The organism is Peribacillus sp. YIM B13482 (assembly GCF_042787975.1).
In the GTDB taxonomy this organism is placed as follows: domain Bacteria; phylum Bacillota; class Bacilli; order Bacillales; family DSM-1321; genus Peribacillus; species Peribacillus simplex_A.
Genome location: NZ_JBHZPF010000011.1, coordinates 33,655 through 54,886 on the forward strand (window position 1 = coordinate 33,655; position 21,232 = coordinate 54,886).

Annotated in this window: 18 protein-coding genes, 2 pseudogenes and 2 riboswitches; of the genes and pseudogenes, 16 read left to right on the forward strand and 4 right to left on the reverse strand. The window is 38.9% G+C overall.

Features of this window, described 5'->3' with window-relative positions; genetic code table 11:
• Positions 1-383: 383 nt before the first annotated feature.
• From ACFX4L_RS08050 to ACFX4L_RS08065, 4 genes are all read left to right on the forward strand, one after another.
• Positions 384-3,125, forward strand: a complete 2,742-nt coding sequence (locus ACFX4L_RS08050) for a GTPase domain-containing protein (protein WP_284471920.1) — start codon at positions 384-386, stop codon at positions 3,123-3,125.
• Positions 3,126-3,221: 96 nt separating this feature from the next.
• Positions 3,222-3,327, forward strand: a riboswitch (SAM riboswitch).
• A 116-nt stretch (positions 3,328-3,443) separates the two neighbouring features.
• Positions 3,444-4,556: a sugar ABC transporter substrate-binding protein gene (locus tag ACFX4L_RS08055; RefSeq protein WP_377404670.1), complete on the forward strand. Its 1,113-nt coding sequence runs from the start codon at positions 3,444-3,446 to the stop codon at positions 4,554-4,556.
• 56 nt (positions 4,557-4,612) lie between these two features.
• Positions 4,613-6,115: a sugar ABC transporter ATP-binding protein gene (locus ACFX4L_RS08060; protein ID WP_377387150.1), complete on the forward strand. Its 1,503-nt coding sequence runs from the start codon at positions 4,613-4,615 to the stop codon at positions 6,113-6,115.
• Position 6,116: 1 nt separating this feature from the next.
• Positions 6,117-7,121, forward strand: coding sequence for an ABC transporter permease (locus ACFX4L_RS08065; RefSeq protein WP_089362559.1), 1,005 nt, complete (start codon positions 6,117-6,119; stop codon positions 7,119-7,121).
• A gap of 178 nt (positions 7,122-7,299) precedes the next feature.
• Here ACFX4L_RS08065 and ACFX4L_RS08070 read toward each other — a convergent pair whose 3' ends face one another.
• On the reverse strand, positions 7,300-7,923 hold the full coding sequence (locus ACFX4L_RS08070) for a nitroreductase family protein (protein WP_284471917.1): 624 nt from the start codon (positions 7,921-7,923) through the stop codon (positions 7,300-7,302).
• A gap of 124 nt (positions 7,924-8,047) precedes the next feature.
• Here ACFX4L_RS08070 and ACFX4L_RS08075 point away from each other — a divergent pair, with 124 nt between their 5' ends.
• From ACFX4L_RS08075 to ACFX4L_RS08090, 4 genes and pseudogenes are all read left to right on the forward strand, one after another.
• Entirely contained in the window at positions 8,048-8,419 is a 372-nt protein-coding gene (locus ACFX4L_RS08075; RefSeq protein WP_284471916.1) for a winged helix-turn-helix transcriptional regulator, read from the forward strand.
• Positions 8,420-8,574: 155 nt separating this feature from the next.
• Positions 8,575-9,000 (forward strand): annotated as a pseudogene (locus ACFX4L_RS08080) (aldehyde dehydrogenase family protein); the annotation flags it as partial.
• A gap of 66 nt (positions 9,001-9,066) precedes the next feature.
• On the forward strand, positions 9,067-9,267 hold the full coding sequence (locus tag ACFX4L_RS08085) for a YciI family protein (RefSeq protein ID WP_309145541.1): 201 nt from the start codon (positions 9,067-9,069) through the stop codon (positions 9,265-9,267).
• A gap of 254 nt (positions 9,268-9,521) precedes the next feature.
• Positions 9,522-9,969 (forward strand): annotated as a pseudogene (locus tag ACFX4L_RS08090) (helix-turn-helix domain-containing protein); the annotation flags it as partial.
• A gap of 139 nt (positions 9,970-10,108) precedes the next feature.
• Here the strand turns inward: ACFX4L_RS08090 and ACFX4L_RS08095 are convergent.
• Positions 10,109-10,465 carry a hydrolase gene (locus ACFX4L_RS08095; protein WP_284471915.1) on the reverse strand — a complete coding sequence of 119 codons (357 nt, stop codon included), beginning with the start codon at positions 10,463-10,465 and terminating at the stop codon, positions 10,109-10,111.
• 187 nt (positions 10,466-10,652) lie between these two features.
• On the opposite strand from ACFX4L_RS08095, the gene ACFX4L_RS08100 reads away from it, so the two are divergent.
• From ACFX4L_RS08100 to ACFX4L_RS08135, 8 genes are all read left to right on the forward strand, one after another.
• Positions 10,653-11,372, forward strand: coding sequence for a hypothetical protein (locus ACFX4L_RS08100; RefSeq protein ID WP_284471914.1), 720 nt, complete (start codon positions 10,653-10,655; stop codon positions 11,370-11,372).
• Between the two features lie 202 nt (positions 11,373-11,574).
• Entirely contained in the window at positions 11,575-12,810 is a 1,236-nt protein-coding gene (locus ACFX4L_RS08105; protein WP_377404673.1) for a S1C family serine protease, read from the forward strand.
• A gap of 269 nt (positions 12,811-13,079) precedes the next feature.
• Positions 13,080-13,394, forward strand: coding sequence for a hypothetical protein (locus ACFX4L_RS08110; RefSeq protein WP_061461379.1), 315 nt, complete (start codon positions 13,080-13,082; stop codon positions 13,392-13,394).
• A 1,297-nt stretch (positions 13,395-14,691) separates the two neighbouring features.
• Complete coding sequence (gene qoxA / locus ACFX4L_RS08115; protein WP_377384515.1) at positions 14,692-15,630, forward strand: cytochrome aa3 quinol oxidase subunit II; 939 nt, start codon at positions 14,692-14,694, stop codon at positions 15,628-15,630.
• Between the two features lie 73 nt (positions 15,631-15,703).
• Positions 15,704-17,650, forward strand: coding sequence for a cytochrome aa3 quinol oxidase subunit I (qoxB, locus tag ACFX4L_RS08120; protein ID WP_061461383.1), 1,947 nt, complete (start codon positions 15,704-15,706; stop codon positions 17,648-17,650).
• Entirely contained in the window at positions 17,650-18,246 is a 597-nt protein-coding gene (gene qoxC / locus ACFX4L_RS08125) for a cytochrome aa3 quinol oxidase subunit III (RefSeq protein WP_061461385.1), read from the forward strand. Before qoxB ends, qoxC begins: the two co-directional genes overlap by 1 nt.
• A 1-nt stretch (position 18,247) precedes the next feature.
• Complete coding sequence (qoxD, locus tag ACFX4L_RS08130; RefSeq protein ID WP_061461387.1) at positions 18,248-18,532, forward strand: cytochrome aa3 quinol oxidase subunit IV; 285 nt, start codon at positions 18,248-18,250, stop codon at positions 18,530-18,532.
• A 476-nt stretch (positions 18,533-19,008) separates the two neighbouring features.
• Positions 19,009-19,458, forward strand: coding sequence for a YfmQ family protein (locus ACFX4L_RS08135; RefSeq protein WP_125163275.1), 450 nt, complete (start codon positions 19,009-19,011; stop codon positions 19,456-19,458).
• 275 nt (positions 19,459-19,733) lie between these two features.
• Here the strand turns inward: ACFX4L_RS08135 and ACFX4L_RS08140 are convergent, their stop codons facing one another.
• Together ACFX4L_RS08140 and ACFX4L_RS08145 are read right to left on the reverse strand one after the other, a co-directional pair.
• Entirely contained in the window at positions 19,734-19,868 is a 135-nt protein-coding gene (locus ACFX4L_RS08140; RefSeq protein WP_125163276.1) for a BA3454 family stress response protein, read from the reverse strand.
• 300 nt (positions 19,869-20,168) lie between these two features.
• Positions 20,169-21,026, reverse strand: coding sequence for a DMT family transporter (locus ACFX4L_RS08145; RefSeq protein WP_260399052.1), 858 nt, complete (start codon positions 21,024-21,026; stop codon positions 20,169-20,171).
• A gap of 128 nt (positions 21,027-21,154) precedes the next feature.
• Positions 21,155-21,200: riboswitch (PreQ1 riboswitch) on the forward strand.
• Positions 21,201-21,232: the final 32 nt, after the last annotated feature.

A 21,232-nucleotide genomic window follows, 5' to 3' on the forward strand; every position in this document is an offset into this window, starting at 1 on the left:
GGGTAGAGGATTTGTCTTATTACCGTTTTTAGTTTTAGGTAGTTAAAGGGCTGGACTTCTGGTAATTTAGATGTATAAAGAATGGTTCGCTAAACTTTTTAGATACCGGTTAAACTAGAAAAAACATAATTTCTCGAATATGGAAATGACATCTCTGTATCGGTTCATTAAAATCATTACAGTTCCATTCGTTTCTGTTTTAAAATTGTAAGAGTGGTGACATGTTGTTACCATATTGTTTTGTTAAAATAACATTTTAAGGTTTTACAAATGATTTTCTTAACTAAAGGAACCTATTAATTGCATGTTAGGGCTTCTTGACTGCTTTTCAAATTAGTGATTATCCTTTAATTGAAAATATGAAATATATCGGGGGAATAAAGATGGACGAACGGCTGATCGGGAAAAAATATTATGAAACGATGATTGAGGATACAAGGAAACACCCCATTCAAGCTTTGGGTGAAATGTTTCTCGTGGAACAAAAAAAAGAAAGAGCGGATTTAACGGCAATTCGATTCGCTCAAGGTGAAGTATACTTTCAGCACCATGACTTTGAAGCAGCCATTTTTAAATGGGAAAACATAGAAGGTGAACTTGGTTCATGGGCGAAGAAAAACATCGCTGATGCTTATTTTGAACTGGAAATGTATTCAACCGCAGAGGATATTTATAAATCCGTCGATACGAATGAAGCGGTTTTGAAAACGGAGGTTCTTTTGCAACTGTTTTCCCTGTACATAGTTGAATCTAGAAATGATTTGGCTTCCAAAGTCGTGAAAGAAGCAGTAGAGTTTCAACCTGACTATCCGAATGTCACGGAAATCGCACGAGCCTTTTTTGAAGAACAAAAGGATTGGAACAGTGCGGTGGTATTAGCGGCGAATGAAAGTATCCGTACAGAATCAATGGGCTGGTTCGATGTGCTGAAAACGTATATCCAGCAGGGGGTTGCCCAATCGATGGATCCGGACTACTTTTCAACTGTCCTTGGTTCGCTATACACACTTGACCAGGGTCGTTTCGAAAAGGTGACGGTTGCCCTCTGGAAAAATTATAAATATACCGATTCTTATTTTGAATGGCTAAGAGTGATTAATAACTTGATAGATACCATCGAATTAAACCAAGGGGATGTATGGGATGAGCTTTCCGTCTATTACAGGGATGCATATGCAGGTCTGTTGGAAGGAACGCACCTAATCAAAGATTTAAGCCCTGTCGTGCCAAGGTTGCTGGAAAACTGGCTGAAAATCGCAGATGGGGAGCTTTCGCTGTTTGCGGCGGCATCCGCGCTGTCCTGGAATGAAATCTTCCCGGATACGATTAATGCGCTGGTCATTCAGGATGCAGAAAGCCTGCTTTCGAAATCGCCTAAATTGGGAGGCGGACTGGAAGCGGGAGAGAAACTGTTCAATTCTATCATCCAATGGGCTGAAGAGAATGATTTAAGGGTTGGCAATAAGCTTAAATGGATGGTCGAGGGGCTTAAGGATACCGGAAATTTCAATCTTCTTCTTGTGGGAAGTACAGGAAATGGCAAGACATCCTTTATACAGTCAATAGTTGGCGAGAGCATCGCTGCCGAAGATCATTCTTCACTAGTCAGCGTCAAAGACGGGGATGATTTGGAAATCCTTGAAATTACCGATACAGATAGCAAGGTTGTCATGGAGCTAACTGAATTGGATGAAACACGCCGCCAGCGCGGGACTATTGTCGATGTGACGCTTATTAGTGACTATCTTAGAAATAATCGTCTGCGATTATTGGATACACCGGGGTTCAATGGGGAAAAAAGCGTGGAATCGGATTTCCAAGGCTATTTACATGGCAGTGATGGCCTGATGTTCGTTCTTGATGCCCGGGCGCCTTTCACCGGTAGTGAACGGGACCTGTTATTGGAAATTCAAATGATGGCTCCGAAACTGCCGATTCATTTCTTATTAAATAAAATGGATACGATATACAGTGATCAAGTCGCGGTCCGGATGGAAGACGAAACATGGGATAAAGTGAATGCATATTTCCCGAATGCGAAAGTGTTCGCTTTCTCTAAACTTTATGACAGCAAGCAGCAGTTGAATGACCTTTCTGCATTCCTTCAATCGAATTATCAAGATGATAATTGGAAAGAAAGAAGATCTGAAAAAATCCTTGCTTTCATTCGTAAAACTTTATCTTATCTGTTAGAAAAACGGACAGCCAATGAACGGAAATGCGAGCATTCCATCTCTTGGAATGAACAGATGGAAGTCAAATTGAATGGTGCGGTCAATCAACTGGCTGATTTAGAAAAAGAAAAAAGTGAAAATATCATAAGGTCGTACCGTGTGCTTAAGGATGAAGTGAAAAGTCAGCTTTCTTCTAAAATTCCTGAATTACTGAGAGATTGCTCTAAATCGTTAACGGAAAGCAGTGATTTCAGTCAGGTCCATATACAGTTGAACCATGAAATGAATGAGCGGATTCAAGCCTTCATTTCTGACAAGATCATGCCTCAATATTACCGTTCTCTTCAAGATTGGATTGCTAGTTCCCAAATGGAGTTCTCACAAAGCCAACAGTTTATGGATGAGATGAGTGCCGGATTCAATGAATTATACAAAGAAGAACGGATTATGCTGGCAGGTGACTTCAGGGTATTGGATGACTGGCGCCGTGATGCTGACCGGATGACAAGCAGTATCCGCATCGATGACGTTAATATCCTTTTGCGAAGGACTCCATCACAATTGCTGCTTAAAGGAGCAGGAAAGCTGTTTGGGGCAATACCGCAAAATAAAGCCAATATGTACAATCGTTATAAGAAATACTTGGAAAGTGAAGATTACCAGGATGTTGCGGAAATGATCACTGAACGCTTCCTTACCCAATTTGGATTGTTTGAAAAATCTTTAGATCGGGACATCTCACTTTTCTATCGCAGCTCATTTGCCTTACTTCAAAAAACAATAGAGCAAACGCAGACAGAAATTAAAGACTACCAGGCTGCATTGGAGCATATGAAAGAAAATCCGGAAGTTTACCGTGATCCGATCACTGTGTTCGAAGTGAAACTACGTCAGTTGGAGAGACTTGAAAAAATTGAGAAAAAGCGTCTAGCCCAGCTTCAAAGAAAATAAAAGTAGTAGGTAACATTTCAAATATTCGAAAAACTATTGACTTTACGACTATATCCCTATAAAGTGATAATTACGAAAAACGTAACACGATATATTCTCTTATCAAGAGTGGCGGAGGGACTGGCCCTAAGATGCCCAGCAACCGTTCCATTAGGAATTGGTGCTAAATCCTGCAAAACAGAAATGTTTTGACAGATAAGAGAGGGATAAGTCTGCAATACAGCTGATTAAACCTCTCTATTACTAGAGAGGTTTTTATTTTATGATTTACACCAACTTAACTGATAAGAATAATAAGAGAATGTGGAGGGAAACAAGATGGGAAGATCTATTAAAGGGATATTCGTTTCAGCCATCACTTCGGCGTTGCTTTTAACGGGTTGTTCTACAGGACAGAGTTCCACAGAATCGAAGAAAGAAGAAAAAGTATCATTTGAAAATGTACCGGAAAGATTTGCTGATGGGGAAGGGGCCAAAATAAAAGTGATCCGTAAAATTGGCGGTGATGATCATACGGCCCAGTACCTTGCTGGAGCGAAGGAAGAAGGAGAAGCAATGGGCTTTCAAGTGGATACGTATACAGCCAATGGGGATACGGCTAAATTCCATGATGCGATCGCGCAGGCTTTGCAGGAAGATTATGACGGCTATATCATCTCCCATGGTGATGATGCAGCAACAGTGAATGACGTTCAAAAGTTGGTTGATGCAGGTAAAAGCGTTGTCACATTCGATTCAATTAGCGATTTATCTAAAATAGAAGGTGTGACATTAACTTCACAGGATGATGAAGTGTTGGCAACACTGGCTTTTGATAAACTGATAGAAGAACAGAAAGGTGAAGCGGCGATTGCTTACCTTTGGGTGGATGGTTTTCCTCCAATGGTGAGAAGAAATTCAGTTTATCAGGAAAAATTAAAAGAAAATCCTGGAATTAGGGAAGTCGAAAGATTCGGAGTGGCATCTGCAGATACTTCGGTTCAAACACAAAATGCAGTAGCCGCAATGCTGAATAAATACCCAAAAGGTAAATTGGATGCCATTTTCGCAACATGGGATGCCTTCGCTATCGGTGCCGCCCGGGCGATTAAAGAAGCGGGCCGCGATGAAGTGAAGATATACGGAATTGATGTATCGAATGCAGATCTTCAGGAAATCCAATCGGCCGCTAGCTCATGGTCCTACACGGCAGCCGTCGATCCCAAGTTGATTGGTGCAGTGAATATGAGGATATTGGCAAAAAAATTAGCGGGCGAAAAAACACCGCAAACCTATGACTTAGAGGCTTCACTTATTTCACAAAAGCAAATCCAAGCCTCAAAAGAAGCCGTAAACATGGCAAATCTGTCTGGTATTGTCGAAGGATGGGGTGTATCAACGGAATTTGAAGAAGATTGGATGAAAGTTTTGAAAGCTCATTATAAAAAGTAAAAGGGGACACTCTCTTTCAAGTGAAGGGAGTGTCTGTTCAATAAGGGGGAATGGACATGGGCACGCAACTTGAAATGAAGAAAATCTCGATTGAATTTCCAGGAGTGAAGGCGCTTAGTGAAGTTGACTTTTCTATACAATCAGGGGCAACCCACGCATTGGTCGGTGCAAACGGAGCAGGGAAATCGACGTTAATGAAGGTTTTATCGGGGGCCCATGTTCATTATTCAGGTGACATTTTTATTGATGGGATAAAGCAGGATATCCGCTCGCCCAAAGCGGCGCAGGAACAGGGGATTCAAATAGTTTATCAGGAAGTAGATACGGCCCTCATCCCTTATTTAACCGTTGGGGAAAATATAATGTTGAATGATATGGTCCAAAACATGGGAAAAAAACAGATAGTTCAATGGAAAGAGCTACACAACCAAGCCTCTTTAATTCTTGAAGATATGAAAATTCGTGTCCCTTCGAAAAAGTTGGTAAGAGACCTTACTTTGGCTGAAAAACAGATGGTCCTGATAGCAAGAGCCGTTTCGACAGAATGCAAATTCCTGATTCTCGACGAACCAACTGCTCCGTTAAGTCATACAGAAACGACAGAACTTTTTCGAATTGTAAATGAATTAAAGCAAAAAGGTGTTGGAGTCATTTTCATTTCACATCGTCTGCCTGAGATTTTTGAAATCTGTGAGGAAATTACGATCATGAGGAATGGGGAGCTTGTCACTTGTCGAAAAATGGAAGACATCACCCGTAACGAAGTGATAGAGAATATGCTAGGGAAAACCATGGATGAACAGTTCCCTGAAGTGAATTCTTCGATTGGCGACGTTATTCTGGAAGTGAAGGGATTGTCAGATACAGAGAAAGTTAAAAATGTCAGTCTGCATATTAAAGCAGGGGAGATAATCGGCTTGGCAGGGTTGGTCGGGTCTGGGAAAACGGAGTTGTGTAAAAGCCTTTTCGGTCATACTTCGATTACAGCAGGTGAAATCATCCTAAATGGCCGAAAGCTTTCTTTGAAATCTCCGCACCAAGCAGTAAAAAGCGGTCTGGCACTTATACCTGAGGAACGCAGGAAAGAAGGGGTCCTTGTTCAGGAATCAGTATCGGCGAACTTGACTGCAGCCAGTATCGGCAAATTCTGCAAGACATTCAGTTTTGTGGATCGTAAGGCGGAAATGGAAAAAGCGAAGGAAATGATCGCAAGTCTCGGCATAAAAACTCCTTCCGGGGAGGTGAAAGTAGAAAACCTTTCAGGTGGTAACCAGCAAAAGGTTGCCATTGGAAAATGGCTTATAGCCGCTGCGGATGTATACATATTCGATGAACCAACGAAAGGTGTCGATGTTGGAGCCAAGAAGGATATATTCGAAATGATTGCAAAGCTTGCGAGGGATGGGAAAGCGATCATTTATGCATCATCCGAGCTCTCCGAAATCATTGGCATTACTAACCGGACATACGTGTTATATGACGGGAGCACTGTCATCGAACTAGAAACAAGCAAAACGAATGAAGAAGAACTACTATTCTATTCAACAGGAGGAAATTAGGATGAGTACACCCATTTCTGTTACACAGACAGCGAAAGCGAAGAAAAAGGTGGACCTGTTCGAATTTTTCTATAAATACGGCACAATATTAACGATTGTCATTCTAATTGGAATTTTTGCCGTGTCCAATCCATCTTTCATTCAAACTACTAATCTGATCAACATCCTGCGTTCCATCTCAATCGTGACCATCATTGCGATCGGCATAACGATATCCTTGACAGTGAATGGGTTCGACCTTTCCGTCGGCTCCGTCGCATCATTGGCCAATGCCATCGTCATATCAATGTTTGTCTGGTTTTCACAGGATACATTGATTGCCATATTAGCTGCAATCGGTGCCTCACTTGTCGTAGGGGCATTGAATTCATTCATGATCGTTAACTTAAGAATTCCCGACATGCTAATGACATTGGCTACGATGTTCATTATCCAGGGAATTGCCCTTACCTATACAAAAGGGGCCACGGTTTCGCAAAATATGGTCATGCCCGACGGGACATTCGCAACAGGACTGATCAGCCCGTTTTTCGCCAAAATTGGCCAAGTACCATGGATAATCCTGATCATGGCAGTCATTGTGATAGCGACCCATATCTTTTTGACTTATACGAAGCACGGTCGTTATATGTACATGATTGGGGGAAATAAGGAAGCGGCGAGACTTTCCGGGATTTCGGTCAATAAATACAAAGTCCTTGCCTATCTGCTTTCGGCTCTATTTGCTGCAATCGGGGGGATTGTCCTAGCTTCAAGGGTCATGACATCGGAAATCAATTCAGGGTCCCCCTATTTAATGGATGCCGTTGCAGCAGCCTTCATTGGTTCCTCCGTTTTAGGAGCGGGAAAACCGAATGCCTTTGGAACCTTCGTCGGTGCAATCTTGATCGGAATCCTTCAAAATGGGCTGATCATGATGTCTGTTCCATATTATGCAATGGATATCGTCAAAGGAACAGTGCTGGCCCTTGCGCTCGCGGTAACTTATTACAAACAAAAACATTAAAATGAATCTGTTACGTTAATATGACTATATGATAAGTCTGCATGTGGATGATATAAGAGACTGGTAACTCGTGGTGAGTTTTAACGAAAGAATAAGAAGATAGGGGAAGAGGGTTCTTTTTCCCCCTCTTTCCAAACTAATTTCCAATATCCAAATTTTAAAAAAGTAATTACACTCACTATATTTTGTTTTTATAAATGACTTTGTTAACATCGTGTCTTACTGTTTTGTGACCTTCTTTAATTCCTTTCCCCATGGCAATAAGCATAACATCTAAATACCTATCAGAAATTTTCAAGGCTGACTTTAATTGTTCGGAATCATACCCGGACATTGTAATGGTTTCAAGACCTGCCTCGTTCGCTAATAAAACTAACGACATTGACGCCAGGCTTGCGTCTCTTATTAATTCAACCTTTAAATCTTCTTTTGATTTATTTAGATAATAATTGATTGCCGCGTTTGTTAGATAATCTCTTACTGATGCGTCAAAATAACCTTTTTGAAACTCATCCTCATGTATCATTATGATATTTTCTTTTTCAAATGCTTGATAATCACCTAGTATAACAATCAGTACTGATGCTTCAATTACCTGTTGCTGATTAAAAGCAATGGGCAGTAACAAAGTCTTTAAATATGGTTCATCTATAACCAGGTATCGTGTTGCTTGAATATTGTTTCCGTTAGGCGATTTACTTGCTCCTTCAATAAATGTCGACAACGTTTCTGGACTAATTTTATAATGGGGATCATACTGCCTTACGGAACGTCTTTTTTCTATAATCTCTCTTACACTCATCGTGTTCACTCCCAATGTAATATTTGCTTCATAATTCGATTATAATGGACCATGATGCAGTAGAAAATAAGGCACAATAAAGTGGCATAGCCACCTTTATGTGCCTATTCAGGAGGAATGAGTAATGAAGAGTCTAAATACTGGAATAAATATTTTCATGAATACTGTAGGAGGAAAGTGGAAATGTTTAATCCTCTTTTTTCTGAGTCAAAAACCAATGAGGACGAAAGAGTTTTATATCCTAATACCGGCCATTACCCAGAAAGTCTTAACCGACCAATTAAAGCAGTTGGAAAGAGACGGGCTTGTCCGAAGAGAAGTATATAAAGAAGTACCACCAAAAGTAGAATACAGTTTAACTGAGTTAGGTCAATCCTTTGTACCTGTATTAAATACAATGTGTGAATGGGGCAATACATATGCAGTCGAACAAAACCTCGAAAGACAAGAACAAATCTGTCGTCATCATAAAATAAGTAAGAACTGCATCAACTAGGAGTATGGCTTTTTTTTGACAAGAGCAGTGATGCAAGACGCTGGATGCCGCCCAAGGTGGCGAAAATCGACTTGTTACACTGTACGTGAACCGATAACACCTTTCCATTTCCCCATGAATCTAGTCGCCCATAAAGTATTTCCTGCCATCGCAGCATCTCCCCAAATGATGTTGAAAGAACCCTCAATTGGATTGAGGAGGCGAAACAAGATGGAGCCAAGATTGCAACAGGTGGAATAGCGGAAGGCAATATCCTTCATCCGACCGTCATATTAGATGCTGATGCTTACTCAAAGGTATCTTGTCATGAAGTGTTCGCCCCAATCGTGTTGATTAACAAGGTTCAATCAGTAGAACAAGCAATTGATTTAGTGAATGATTCCAATTACGGCCTGCAAGCAGGGATTTATACGAACGATGTACGTAAAGCACTGAATGCGGCAGAAAATTTACAAGTTGGTGGAGTCATGATCAACGACATTCCGTGTGGATAATATGAAAGCGGAACTGGCCGTGAAGGATTAAAATATGCAGTAGAAGAAATGACAGAAATGAAGCTGGTTGTCTGGAACCGAAATTAGGGAGTGGAAAAGCATGGCTTATTATGCAGCCATTTTACATATGATTGATGCTGAAAAAATATAGAAGTGCGTCCACAGCATATCGAGTATTTAAACGAACTTAATAGTAAAGGGAAGGTTTTTGCAAGAGGGCCTTTTGCAGATGGCTCATGCGGCTTGTTAGTCTATATTACAGACACATTTGAAGAGGCACTCTCATTGGCGGAAAATGACCCCCACGTTGTACATAAGGTTCGTAGACTGAAATTAAAAGAGTGGAACATTTAATAACGAAACGTTAGTCTCCACCACTTTTTTTGTTGAGTGGCTACAATTTCTTTTTAGTTTTTTGTATGTCTCTTTGAATGGAATATTATATTAGCTTTCTGCAGTAGTTCCGGAAAATTAAACTGATACCCTTGATATATCAAGGTTTTCTTCGTGTCACACTTAAGTTGCAAAGTAATGCACTTATTACTATCTTTACTTTGCATGATTCATCTCACAATACTAGGAGTAAGGAAAGGCGATGAACTCATTATGTTTTTAGCGAACGATTAAATAAAGAACGAGAAAAATCAAATTGGTCACAAAATGATCTTGCAGAGAAGATTCATGTGAGTCGCCAATCTGTGTCCAAATGGGGAACAGGAAAAAATATCCAAGTATTGAAGTGCTCATTAATTTAAGTGACTTATTTCATATTACGATAGATGAATTATTAAGGAGTGACGAGGAATTGAAAGAAAAAATAATACGGGAAAGTAAGCAGCTAGCATTTCCAAAAAGGAAAGTGTTTTTGATACCATGTTTTTACTTGGAGCATTTTTGTTAGTGTCTAAATTAATTATTTTTGGACTTAACAAATTTGTTGGCACAGATATTACAATTTTAGAAAGTATGCCAGTTGTATCAAATTTTTTACCATTAGCTTTGATGGTTATTGGTGGTGTAGGTTCAGACTATTTGAAAGATAAATATTTAGATTGAAAGGACCCTGCGTATAAAACTGTATAATGAATCACAAAATGGAATCTTTTTTCCTTATATCAAGGGAAGGGGAGACTATTTGATTGAACTTGATCATAAAAAAACAGAACCTTTAAATTTCAGGTTCTGTTCATATTTTCTATTTGAACTTTTGCACCTCTTCTTGTCCCTCGAATTTGTTGTCTGTCAATATGCCGATTTCTTCGATATGGTTTCGGGCCGTTTCATCGCCAAATTTATATATGAGGGCATAAAGCTTTTTCATGGCTGCATCGTATTTATCATTTGCCCGGTCATGATGATAGAGAAGGTAGGGCACATGTGAACGGGCATATGCCTCCAGGTCATCTGTCCGGTGTTCCTCCAAGCATTGTTTCAATTCTGCCAGTTCCTCATCAGTTACGTGTACAGTGAAGCTCGGGTTCTCTTCAAGTTTTTGTCCGAGTACGTCGCCGCTGACCAAATCGACATGATAGGTCTGTTTGTCCTGCCTCATTCTGCTCATCATCCTTTCAACCGTTTATCCTTCTGTACCACTTTTTGTAAAAAGATAATCATAAAAGTCAACATTTCCTTAATGAAAATGATAGGAAATAGAGGTATCGGTTTTCTTATCAAAGGGTTTAAGATGGATGTATAGAATAATATGGGAGAGTATCTTTGGAAAAGTGAGGAGTGATGTAGTGAAGAGAACATTCATGGTTATTTTTTTGATGTTGATTGCTTCAGGCTGCGTAACAAGGAATTATGATTCCAATATGGATTTGGGGAAAAGTCAGTTGAATGAGGAAAATTATTTAGAAGCCCACGAGGCATTTGAATTAGCTTATATAGAAGCAAAAACACCGGAAGTAAGAGAATTAATGGATCTTTCAGGTTTTCTGGCGAGTGGAATGAAGAAATACGACGAACAGGATTTTGATTCGGCCCAAAGAGATTTTCAAGAAGCAACCGCATATAAGGCAAAATACCAGGAAGGTAAACTAATGGTTTTAAAGGCGGCGGAAATGCATCCGGTATCAGGCCCAGCCACTATAGAAACCGTAGAGGGGAATGACGAAGTGGAACCGGTGGAGGAAGCAAGTAAAGAAGGGACCATTGGATCCGAATTAGAAGATAAGGCGGCAACGGATACAAAAGCTGAGACGGTAAAAGGAAAAGAAGAGAGTAAGGATTCGGTTAGTACCTTAAGTAAATCTCAGGCGGAGAAGCTTGTGAAGGATTACGTGGACATGGAAAATTTCCCGCATTTGCAAATAGAATATGATCATGATGCCGAAAAGGGAGATTACATTTTTCAAGTGTTCGAAGTGGATGAAGGCAGTCAGAAAAATGGCCATGCAGCTACTTGGGGCTGGTATGGCGTGAATAAGGAGACAAAAGAAGTGTATGAAGTCATGTAAAGGTATATATAACGGTCGAATTGAAAAGGGGCCCATGTTGAGGCCTTTTTGTTTTCTAGCATGCATAATATCACATAGCAGGATTTGATAAAATTTTATCTTTTTTATAAAAAGGTCACTTATTTCTTTATTTCTTAAGAATTTTTTAATAATTACTGTATATGATTGAGCCAAGTAAATGACAATCATAGGAGGGATAAAGATGGAGAATTATAATGGTGATGAGCAAGCCAGAGTGAAGACAGAAAGGAAGAAGGGTAAGTCCCTTTTGCTAACTGGCCTTGTTTCCGGAACAGTTGCTTCTATTGTTACATCTTCTGTATTTGTATTTGGCGGGGATTTTATAGATCAAGGGAAAGGTTCCGTGAATGAGTCAACCCAAAAGGCGGATGTAGAGCAAACGGAAAACGTTGAAAAGGATAGAAGTGTAACGGCAGAAAAGTTATCGACAAGTACGGATTCAAATGATAGGGCAAAGATGGTGGAATCAGCCTCCAAATCGATTGTAGGGGTCGTGAATTTACAAGAGATGCAAAACCAGGACCCGTTCCAGCAGCAAAGCACGAAAAGCGAAACGGTTGCGAGCGGCACTGGTTCAGGGGTCATTTTTAAAAAGGCAAATGGGAAGGCCTATATCATTACGAACAATCATGTTATTGAGGGAGCAAAGAAAGTCGAAATTTCATTATATGATGGACAAAAGGCAACTGCAGTGGTTGTCGGTGCGGATGCTTTAACGGACTTAGCAGTTTTGACAATTGATGCCTCGAAAGCACCTGATGGAATTAAATTCGGGAATTCTGATAGCATGCGTCCAGGTGAAGAAGTATTGGCGATTGGTAACCCTCTTGGACTTGATTTTTCACGTTCGGTTACACAAGGGATCGTCAGTGCGACCGGACGCTCCATTTCAGTCGATACATCGGACGGTGAGTGGGAACTTGATGTCCTTCAAACAGATGCAGCGATCAACCCTGGCAATAGCGGCGGGGCATTGATCAATACAGCTGGGGAAGTGATAGGCATAAACAGCTTGAAGATTTCCGAAAATGGTGTGGAGGGCCTAGGTTTTGCCATACCAAGTAATGATGTGATTCCGATTGTTACGGAACTGATTGAAAACGGAAAAATCACGCGCCCGTATTTAGGAGTAAGCTTGGCCAGTATAGAAGAACTGCCACAGTATTACCTACAAAATGTTCCTGAAGCTGCAAAGTCGGGTGTCATGGTTACAAGTATTGATCCGGGATCGGCAGCAGCGAATGGAGGGCTTAAGCAACAGGATATCATCGCGGAGATTGATGGAACGAAAATAAATACGGCAGCAGAATTAAGGAAAGTCTTATACACGGATAAGAAAATCGGAGATAAAGTGAAGGTTAAAGTGTATCGGGGTGCTGAAAAGAAAACGTTAACGATAACCTTGCAGAAATCATAGAAAGATGCATGGCCCCTGATAAATTCATCAGGGGTCATTTATTTGATATTGAAGTCAAAAAGTTTTTAAAAGTATAGAAAAGGATAGTATTGGAAAAAATGATAATGTATTTATACTGTTTTACAGATTTTTCATATAGTCTTGAATACCTAAAAGTAAATTGTGGCGTCTTCTATTTGTCAAGGTTTACATTGTGGATATGTTAAAAAATAGAAAAGAATTGACAAATTTGTGAAATGTCATAAAATAGAAAGAAAGGGGATGAAATAATGGAAACTAATCAGAAGATGATGGATGCAGTGAAGTGGGTATCAGGCACAGGTTGTGTAATCGGAATTTTAATTTTTAGTTTAAGTTTTTTTGTAAGCGATTACAATAAGGATTATTTATTAACCGCTGTTGGGATGGCCATTACACTAAGCGCAGCTGCCATTTTTCTAGTTGGTATATTTTTTGTCCTGACAGAAGAAATGGTGATGAACACAAAAAAGGGTGAAAGAGTTGTACCGGATACAACTAAAGTTATAAAATTAAAATCAAAAGCTATTCCTAAAACAAAAAGGAGTACCGAATACAGTAACTAAAAAAGGACAATCATTCCTGTTCTGAAAGAAAGGCCACACGACAACACCAAGAGCAACGGCTGTAAGAACATGGAGAATAGGAACCCCATTGTATATCCACGTAGAAATAATTGTTTCATACTCGTATTACATCATTCCTTACAGGTAGATGAGGCTAGAACCCGGAATGCTTGTGAAGAATCAGCTGTCGGTACGGTAGCGAAGTTGTATTCGGGAACTTTGGAATTGAGAGTAGGCCAATACTCTGAATTTTAAAGGGTCGCTTGAAATATTTCTTGGTGCATAACGAGTGCTGCAGAAAATTGTAACACGATTAAAATGTAACCAAACGATAACCCAAGTGCACTAACGAATGAAAGCGTATTCAATAACCCGGATCCAGTTGACTTAGAATATGTGTACATTCGACGTGCTTGGCCATCCAAACCAAACTTGCCCACATTCCTAAATGAAAAGTTCTCACTCTATATCATGAACTATACCCACGAAAAAAATGGACACCTTAAATGTCCATTTTTTTTCGTTTTTTTATGTTCGATTACTAAAAGAAATACAGTTATCTAGTGAGTTTCTTTTATACTAGGCACCAAAATGCAGTTTTACTAAAAAGGACAACTGAGGTGAAGTGGTTTTTGCAATAGCATATTGGGATAATTATTGGATTAATGTCCTAAACTGCTGTTGGGGGAAGGCAATCAAGTAATTATCATAAGGATCGGAATGTTCATTTCAGACTCTTTGCTTCCATATATAGTGACCAGTGTTGGACCGTAAGGGTATTGAAGCAGAAAAAACGACATGGTGTGCACAATGCCGTTACCACGTCCATGGTCGAGTTAGAAAAATTCGTTATTAAATCCTGGCTAACATCGTCATCATTCACGATCCCATCGATAGTTACCTAATTAACATGATAGGTAATGGAATTCGTAGTGTTAAGAAAATTCAGATTTGTTCTTGAGGTTATGTACGCGGCGAATATATTGTAAAAATTATATTTCATTATATTAAAGTAACATTAAATGGAAAATGGAGCAGAGCTACTTTTTAATCCTAAACTCCATATGTAAGGAATTAAACACTTATTATATTTCATTTCCTTAAGATTTTCGAACATTTCAGTTCATTTACCAACTTCTTACTGTATTTTAATGAACTTTATGTGACAGATGTCACTTTGTATTGTCTTTTTTTTAACTTGGGATTAATATTGTTATGTCGGGGTTTGTGAACATGGTAACACTTTGTCCGAATAATTACCAATAGGAATTTTATTATGTAAGAAAGGGGTAGTACTATGAAAATAAAATGGGCTTTATTAACTATACTTTTTACCATCGCCACTATGCTAACGGGTTGCGATAACCCATTAATGGTCTTGGACCCTAAAGGGCCAGTAGCTGCAACACAAGCAGATGTCATTATGATATCGATATGGACAATGGCCTTTGTCGTTCTTGTCGTAATCGTACTGTATGTCTTCATGATAATGAAATATCGTGCTTCCAAACAGCGTGATGATTATGAACCACCTCATATTGAAGGAAGTAAGGTTCTAGAAATAATTTGGGTTGCAATCCCAATCATAATCGTCGCTTTCCTTGCCGTTGTTACTGTTAAAACAACAAATGAAGTCGAGGCAACACCTAAAGGATACGAAAAGCAGAAACCATTAGTTATCTACGCTGCATCTTCTAACTGGAAGTGGCACTTTAGTTATCCGGAAGAAAATATCGAAACAGTTAACTATCTGTTTTTACCGACTAACCGACCAATTGAATTTAAACTTTATTCATACGGACCAATTGCTAGTTTCTGGATTCCGCAACTTGGAGGACAAAAATATGCGATGTCTGATATGGTTACCACGTTGCACTTAGCAGCTGAAGTACCAGGGGAGTATATGGGTCGAAATTCAAACTTCAGTGGTTCAGGTTTTGCTCAGCAAACGTTCAACGTAAATGTATTGCCTAAAAAAGAATATGATAAATGGGTAAAAGAAATTAAAGCAACTGCTAAACCGATTACTGAGGATAAATTCAATAAATTACTAAAACCTGGTCATGTGGGACAATCCACGTATACTGGAACTCACTTAAAGTTTTCTCCAGCTCCAGAAGGTGAAAATTCAGGTCATCACCACGGATCATCTGATACTGAAAAAAAATCAGATGAATCTACCAAAGATTCACACGAGGAACATTCAGAACACAGCAACATGAACATGGATCATTAAGGGTTTAACTCACATTCTACTAAACAATTAGTTTTACGATAAGGAATATTTTCCTGAAAGGAGTCACAAAAGTATGGATTACTTTGATCGATTTGCCGTACCTCATCCAAGTCCTGCGATTTATGCATCCATGGTTGCCATTGGCCTAACTATGATTGCGCTTGTTGCCGGAATTACCTATTTTAAAAAATGGGGTTACTTATGGCGTGAGTGGTTAACAACGGTTGACCATAAACGTATTGGTATCATGTACATCTTGTCAGCACTACTTATGCTCTTCCGTGGTGGCGCAGATGCTCTATTGATGCGTGCCCAAACGGCTATTCCAAATAACGGCTTGTTGGATGGACAGCATTATAATGAAATTTTTACAACACACGGGGTTGTCATGATCCTGTTTATGGCGATGCCATTTATCATTGGGTTAATGAACATTGTTACACCATTACAAATAGGGGCACGTGACGTAGCATTCCCACGTCTAAACGCAGTAAGCTTCTGGTTATTCTTTATGGGGGCAATGCTATTTAACATCTCTTTCGTAGTCGGTGGTTCTCCTGATGCAGGCTGGACATCTTACTTCCCGCTGGCAAGTAACGATTTCAGTGAATCAGTAGGTTCGAACTATTACGCGATTGCAATTCAAATAGCTGGTATCGGTACATTACTGACTGGTATCAACTTTATCGTAACCATCTTGAAAATGAGAGCACCTGGCATGAACTTAATGAAAATGCCAATGTTCACATGGTCTATCTTGATCACAAACTTTATTATCGTTTTCGCTTTCCCTGTATTGACAGTGGCACTTGCGTTAATGACAATGGATCGACTATTCGGAACTCAGTTCTTTACGATGGCTAATGGCGGTAGCGATATGCTTTGGGCAAACTTGTTCTGGGTTTGGGGACATCCTGAAGTTTATATAGTTATTCTTCCGGCTTTCGGTATTTACAGTGAAATCATTTCGACTTTTGCACGTCGTAACCTGTACGGGTATAATTCGATGGTTATCTCTATGGTAGCTATTTCTACACTATCCTTCGTTGTATGGGCTCACCATTTTTATACAATGGGTCACGGTGCAATGGTTAACGGTATCTTCTCGGTTACCACAATGGCAATTGCTGTTCCGACCGGTGTTAAGATTTTCAACTGGTTGTTCACACTTTGGAAAGGTAAAATCGTTTTTACCGTCCCAATGTTATACTCTTTAGCTTTCATTCCGATTTTCACTCTCGGTGGGGTAACTGGGGTTATGCTTGCCATGGCAAGTGCTGACTACCAATACCATAATACAATGTTCTTAGTAGCTCACTTCCACTACGTTTTGATCCCTGGTACTGTATTTGCCGTACTTGCTGGTTTTACGTACTGGTGGCCAAAAATGTTTGGTTTCATGTTGAGCGAAAAGATAGGGAAATGGTCGTTCTGGTTCATTACAATCAGCTTTAATGTAACATTCTTCCCGATGTTCATAACTGGTTTAGATGGGCAAGCACGTCGTATGTATACGTACTCTGAATCAACGGGCTATGGTCCATTGAATTTGCTCTCTTTCGTTGGAGCAATTGGCATGGCAATAGGTTTTGCGCTTATTGTGTACAATATCTATTGGAGTACTCGTTATGCATCAAGAAATATTTCAAAAGATCCATGGGATGCACGTTCTCTAGAATGGGCTACACATACACCAATTCCAGAATACAATTTTGCAATTGTACCTACAGTTGATTCTACAGAAGCATTCTGGGATTCTAAGAAAAAGGGCTTTAAATTATTTGGTGGTAAAGTAGAAAAGATTCATATGCCAAATAACAGTGGCGTGCCGTTTATCTTGAGCTGTATCTTCTTCGTTTGGGGCTTTGCAATGGTATTCAGCATGTGGATCATTGCAATCATTGCCACACTTGGTATCTTTGCTTGTATGGCTCACCGTTCATTCGAAAAAGACCACGGACGTTATATCTCCGTTGAAGAGATTGAAGAAACTGAAAATAAATTGCGAGGTGCTAAGTAATGAAAATAGATAACTCGCTGCCACTAGAATATAGCACGGAAGAAAATCGCTTAAAGATTTTTGGATTTTGGATTTTCCTGGGGGCAGAAATAGCTCTTTTCGCTACACTGTTCGCCACTTATTTTGTATTAGTTCATGGTACTGGAAATGGTCCTACAGGGGACGAACTCTTTAAAGTACCAACCCTAATGCTTCAAACAATTTTTCTTTTAACCAGTAGTTTTACCATTGGTCTTGGAATCAATGCAATGAGACTTGGTAGACAGAAAGCAATGCTTGGTTTCTTTATTATCACCCTTATTCTTGGTTTAGGCTTTTTGGGAGTCGAAATCTATGAATTCGTGGAGTATGTACATGAAGGAGCAACCATTCAAACAAGTGGTTTCTTATCTAGTTTGTTTGCGTTACTAGGTACGCATGGAGCTCACGTTACACTTGGTTTATTCTGGGGAACTTTCATCATTCTGCAGATTAAAAAACGCGGTATGACTCCAGAAACTACAAACAAAGCTTTCATCTTTTCTCTTTACTGGCATTTCTTAGACGTTGTCTGGATTTTCATCTTCAGTTTCGTCTACCTGAAAGGAATGATGTAATATGAAAGAATTATTCCCACGGGGCCAAGTTATGGGATTTGCTTTTTCACTAGTCCTGACTTTGGTTGCACTATCAGTTATAGTGTATGATCTCTCACTTAAAATGGCTTTAATCATCCTACTTGTTACAGCCTTCATGCAAGCTGCACTTCAATTTGTTATGTTCATGCATGCAGGAGAGTCTGAAGATAAAGCATCGATTTACACAAACGTTTACTACGGATTGTTTGTTGCATTGGTTACAATTTTCGGTACAATGCTAACAATGATTTGGGGATATCAATAATCCATTCCTGCAAAACTGGGCGTCTTGATGACGCCCAGTTTTTTTGTATTCAAATTATGGTGAGCGTAAAATTACATACATTCAATTCACTGCATTATAGAAGTTTGTATTGATAAGAAAGAAGAGGGGTTAGGAGAGGCAAATACTGTGATGGAAAATAATTAAGTATCTCCTTAATTTATTGTGTATCCTGTATTATAATGGGGTACGGTGGACTTTTTGCATTTAGATATATTGAAAATGAGACTCAAATTCAAACGTGATATTGGATATATCTATAAAAAATAATTTTAGCGTAAACAAAAAGATCCATTTTTGAAATTAGATGATCAAGATGATTAAGTTAGTATAAAGTTTTTATATTCACCAATAGTTAAACGTTAATAGAACGGACACATTTCCTAAGAAAAGCTTTCCGCTCTTTTGATATAATAAGTGATATAGTAGTTAACTATGCCTTAGCGGAGATGATGAATATGACATTGCCGGTTTTGATTTTGACAATTATCATAAGTTTGATTAAATTATTAGTTACCTGTCTTCCAACAGATGCAGTGAATTGGATTCTCAGCAAATTTGAAATGCATTCAGAACTTAGTGATGCGAATGCCACCGTAACCTTTGACGGAAAACGGTTGGAAGGTGAAGAAAAAACTCAAGTTATTAATTATTTCAACAAAGCTAAATTTTTGAAAAAGAATCATATATTTCCGGGTAACGAACAATTATTTTTACATCCAGAGAACAGTGGGGCTCCATTAGTCATTGATACTAAAAAAGGCAAGAAGGATGTTAGGTTATTTTTGTACATTTACAACGACCACGTGGATGTAGTTAAACAGTACAAGAAGAAAGTAGTTGCGTATAGTCTGCTCTCCAATAGCCTTCAAGAACGTTCAATGCCATTAATAAGGGATGTAGTTTAAAAGGAACATAAACAAAGTCGCTCTTTTTTTCTGATTCAGATTGAGAGTTTAATGTTCACAAACTGACGCATTTAAATTGGTATCATATGAAAAAAGCTATTAAAAGTGGATTTAGGGGAAAATCGTTATCGAGGAGTTCTTTGAATAGAACAAAATTCATTAGAATACTATAAATGAAATACAATAAATCTGGATTTAAATGCGAAAAGTAATTTTGATGATTATGTCTAAAAGGGTAATAAAAAAAGCAGGTATCTAAAGCGATGCCTGCTTTTTTAAGCTTTCCATTGTTTTTCCACTTGATTAAGGGCTTGTTGTAATATTTCTTCTTGATTAGTACCTGGTTTAGTAAGGACGTTAGTTTGATAAGATTTTCCTTGGAAATCAACTGTTACTGTAACTTTTACCATTATACATCTTTCCTTTCTTGGTTCAGTAATGAGGTGGTTGTACCTACTTCTTTTATACCCGTAGGGGAAGACTTTTCAAACATTGCGAAGTAGCAAAGTGTGGAGAACTAATATTCAAAATTATCTGATATTTAGAAGGGGATGTCAACACTTTTTTTTGACAGACTCCATTTCCTGATTTATTTTTATGTGTACAAGGCTTGTGTATTGGGGTCAGACCATACCCTTTTTTGCGGCTATATAAAGACGACCTGGCTTGTGTGCGTATAACAGCCAGGTTGTTTTTGTAAAATTAACTATTCATATTTTAGTTAAGATAATTCCGATTAATGCTGCAAGTACGCCGGCAATTTGATAGGATTTAAGTTTTTCTTTGAATAAATAACAACCAGCGAATACGACAACTAAACAGTTCAGGCTGACGACAGGGAAGATGATGCTGGCGATTCCAGTATTTAATGCAAAGAAATAACATCCATAGGCTATGATGCTTAATAATCCTACGAGTGATCCAATTTTCACTTCCATTAACTTAATCTTCTCATTCTTGATGGCTAATGCCGAAATGAGATAAAGTGTTCCGCCACCATACATTGATACTAGGATATCAAGGGAGTTTAAATGAAGACGGGTTGATGTCGTCATTAAGATACCTAGCACACCAAATGAGAAAATCGCAAATAATGTGTGCATCATCCAAGGTAAATATTGATGATTGCCCTTAGCATTAGGTGTATACTGAATGACAAGGGTAGCGAGCAGCATGCAGACAATTCCGCTCCACTGCAGCGAAGAAATATGCTCATGAAAAATTAATGCAGCACAGAGGATGGGAAATATTGCATTTGCTGCGATCAGTGGTGATGTCAAACTTGCCGGCCCTTTTTCAAAGGCGCTTGCCATCTGGATATTACCGTTAGCGTTCAGTACACCAATGGCTCCACCAAGCAAGATGGATAGCCAGTTAGTAGTCAAACCATCTACAAATCCGCTATATAAAAGTGCCATGATGAAGGCGGTAAAATAAAAGAAAAATTGGATATGTACCTTTGAGTAACCCTTTCCGCTACTCCATTTAAAAATGCTGTTATTGATTCCGAAACATAAACTGGTGATAAGAGCCGCAAAAATCCACATTGCTTTAATCTCTTCCTTCATGTAGGATAAACTTCTTCTACATTTTAAGCCGAATACGTGTAGGAATCAAACTAAAATAAAAAGTAGATTGACAGATTAAATATTTTTTTCTATATTTACTATGACAATTTTAAAATATTTCCCGATAAACGGGAGAGGTTCATAGCTTCACCCTCTTAAAAAAACTATGGCTTTGATTTTTTTTGCGAATCAACCATATCTTTGAG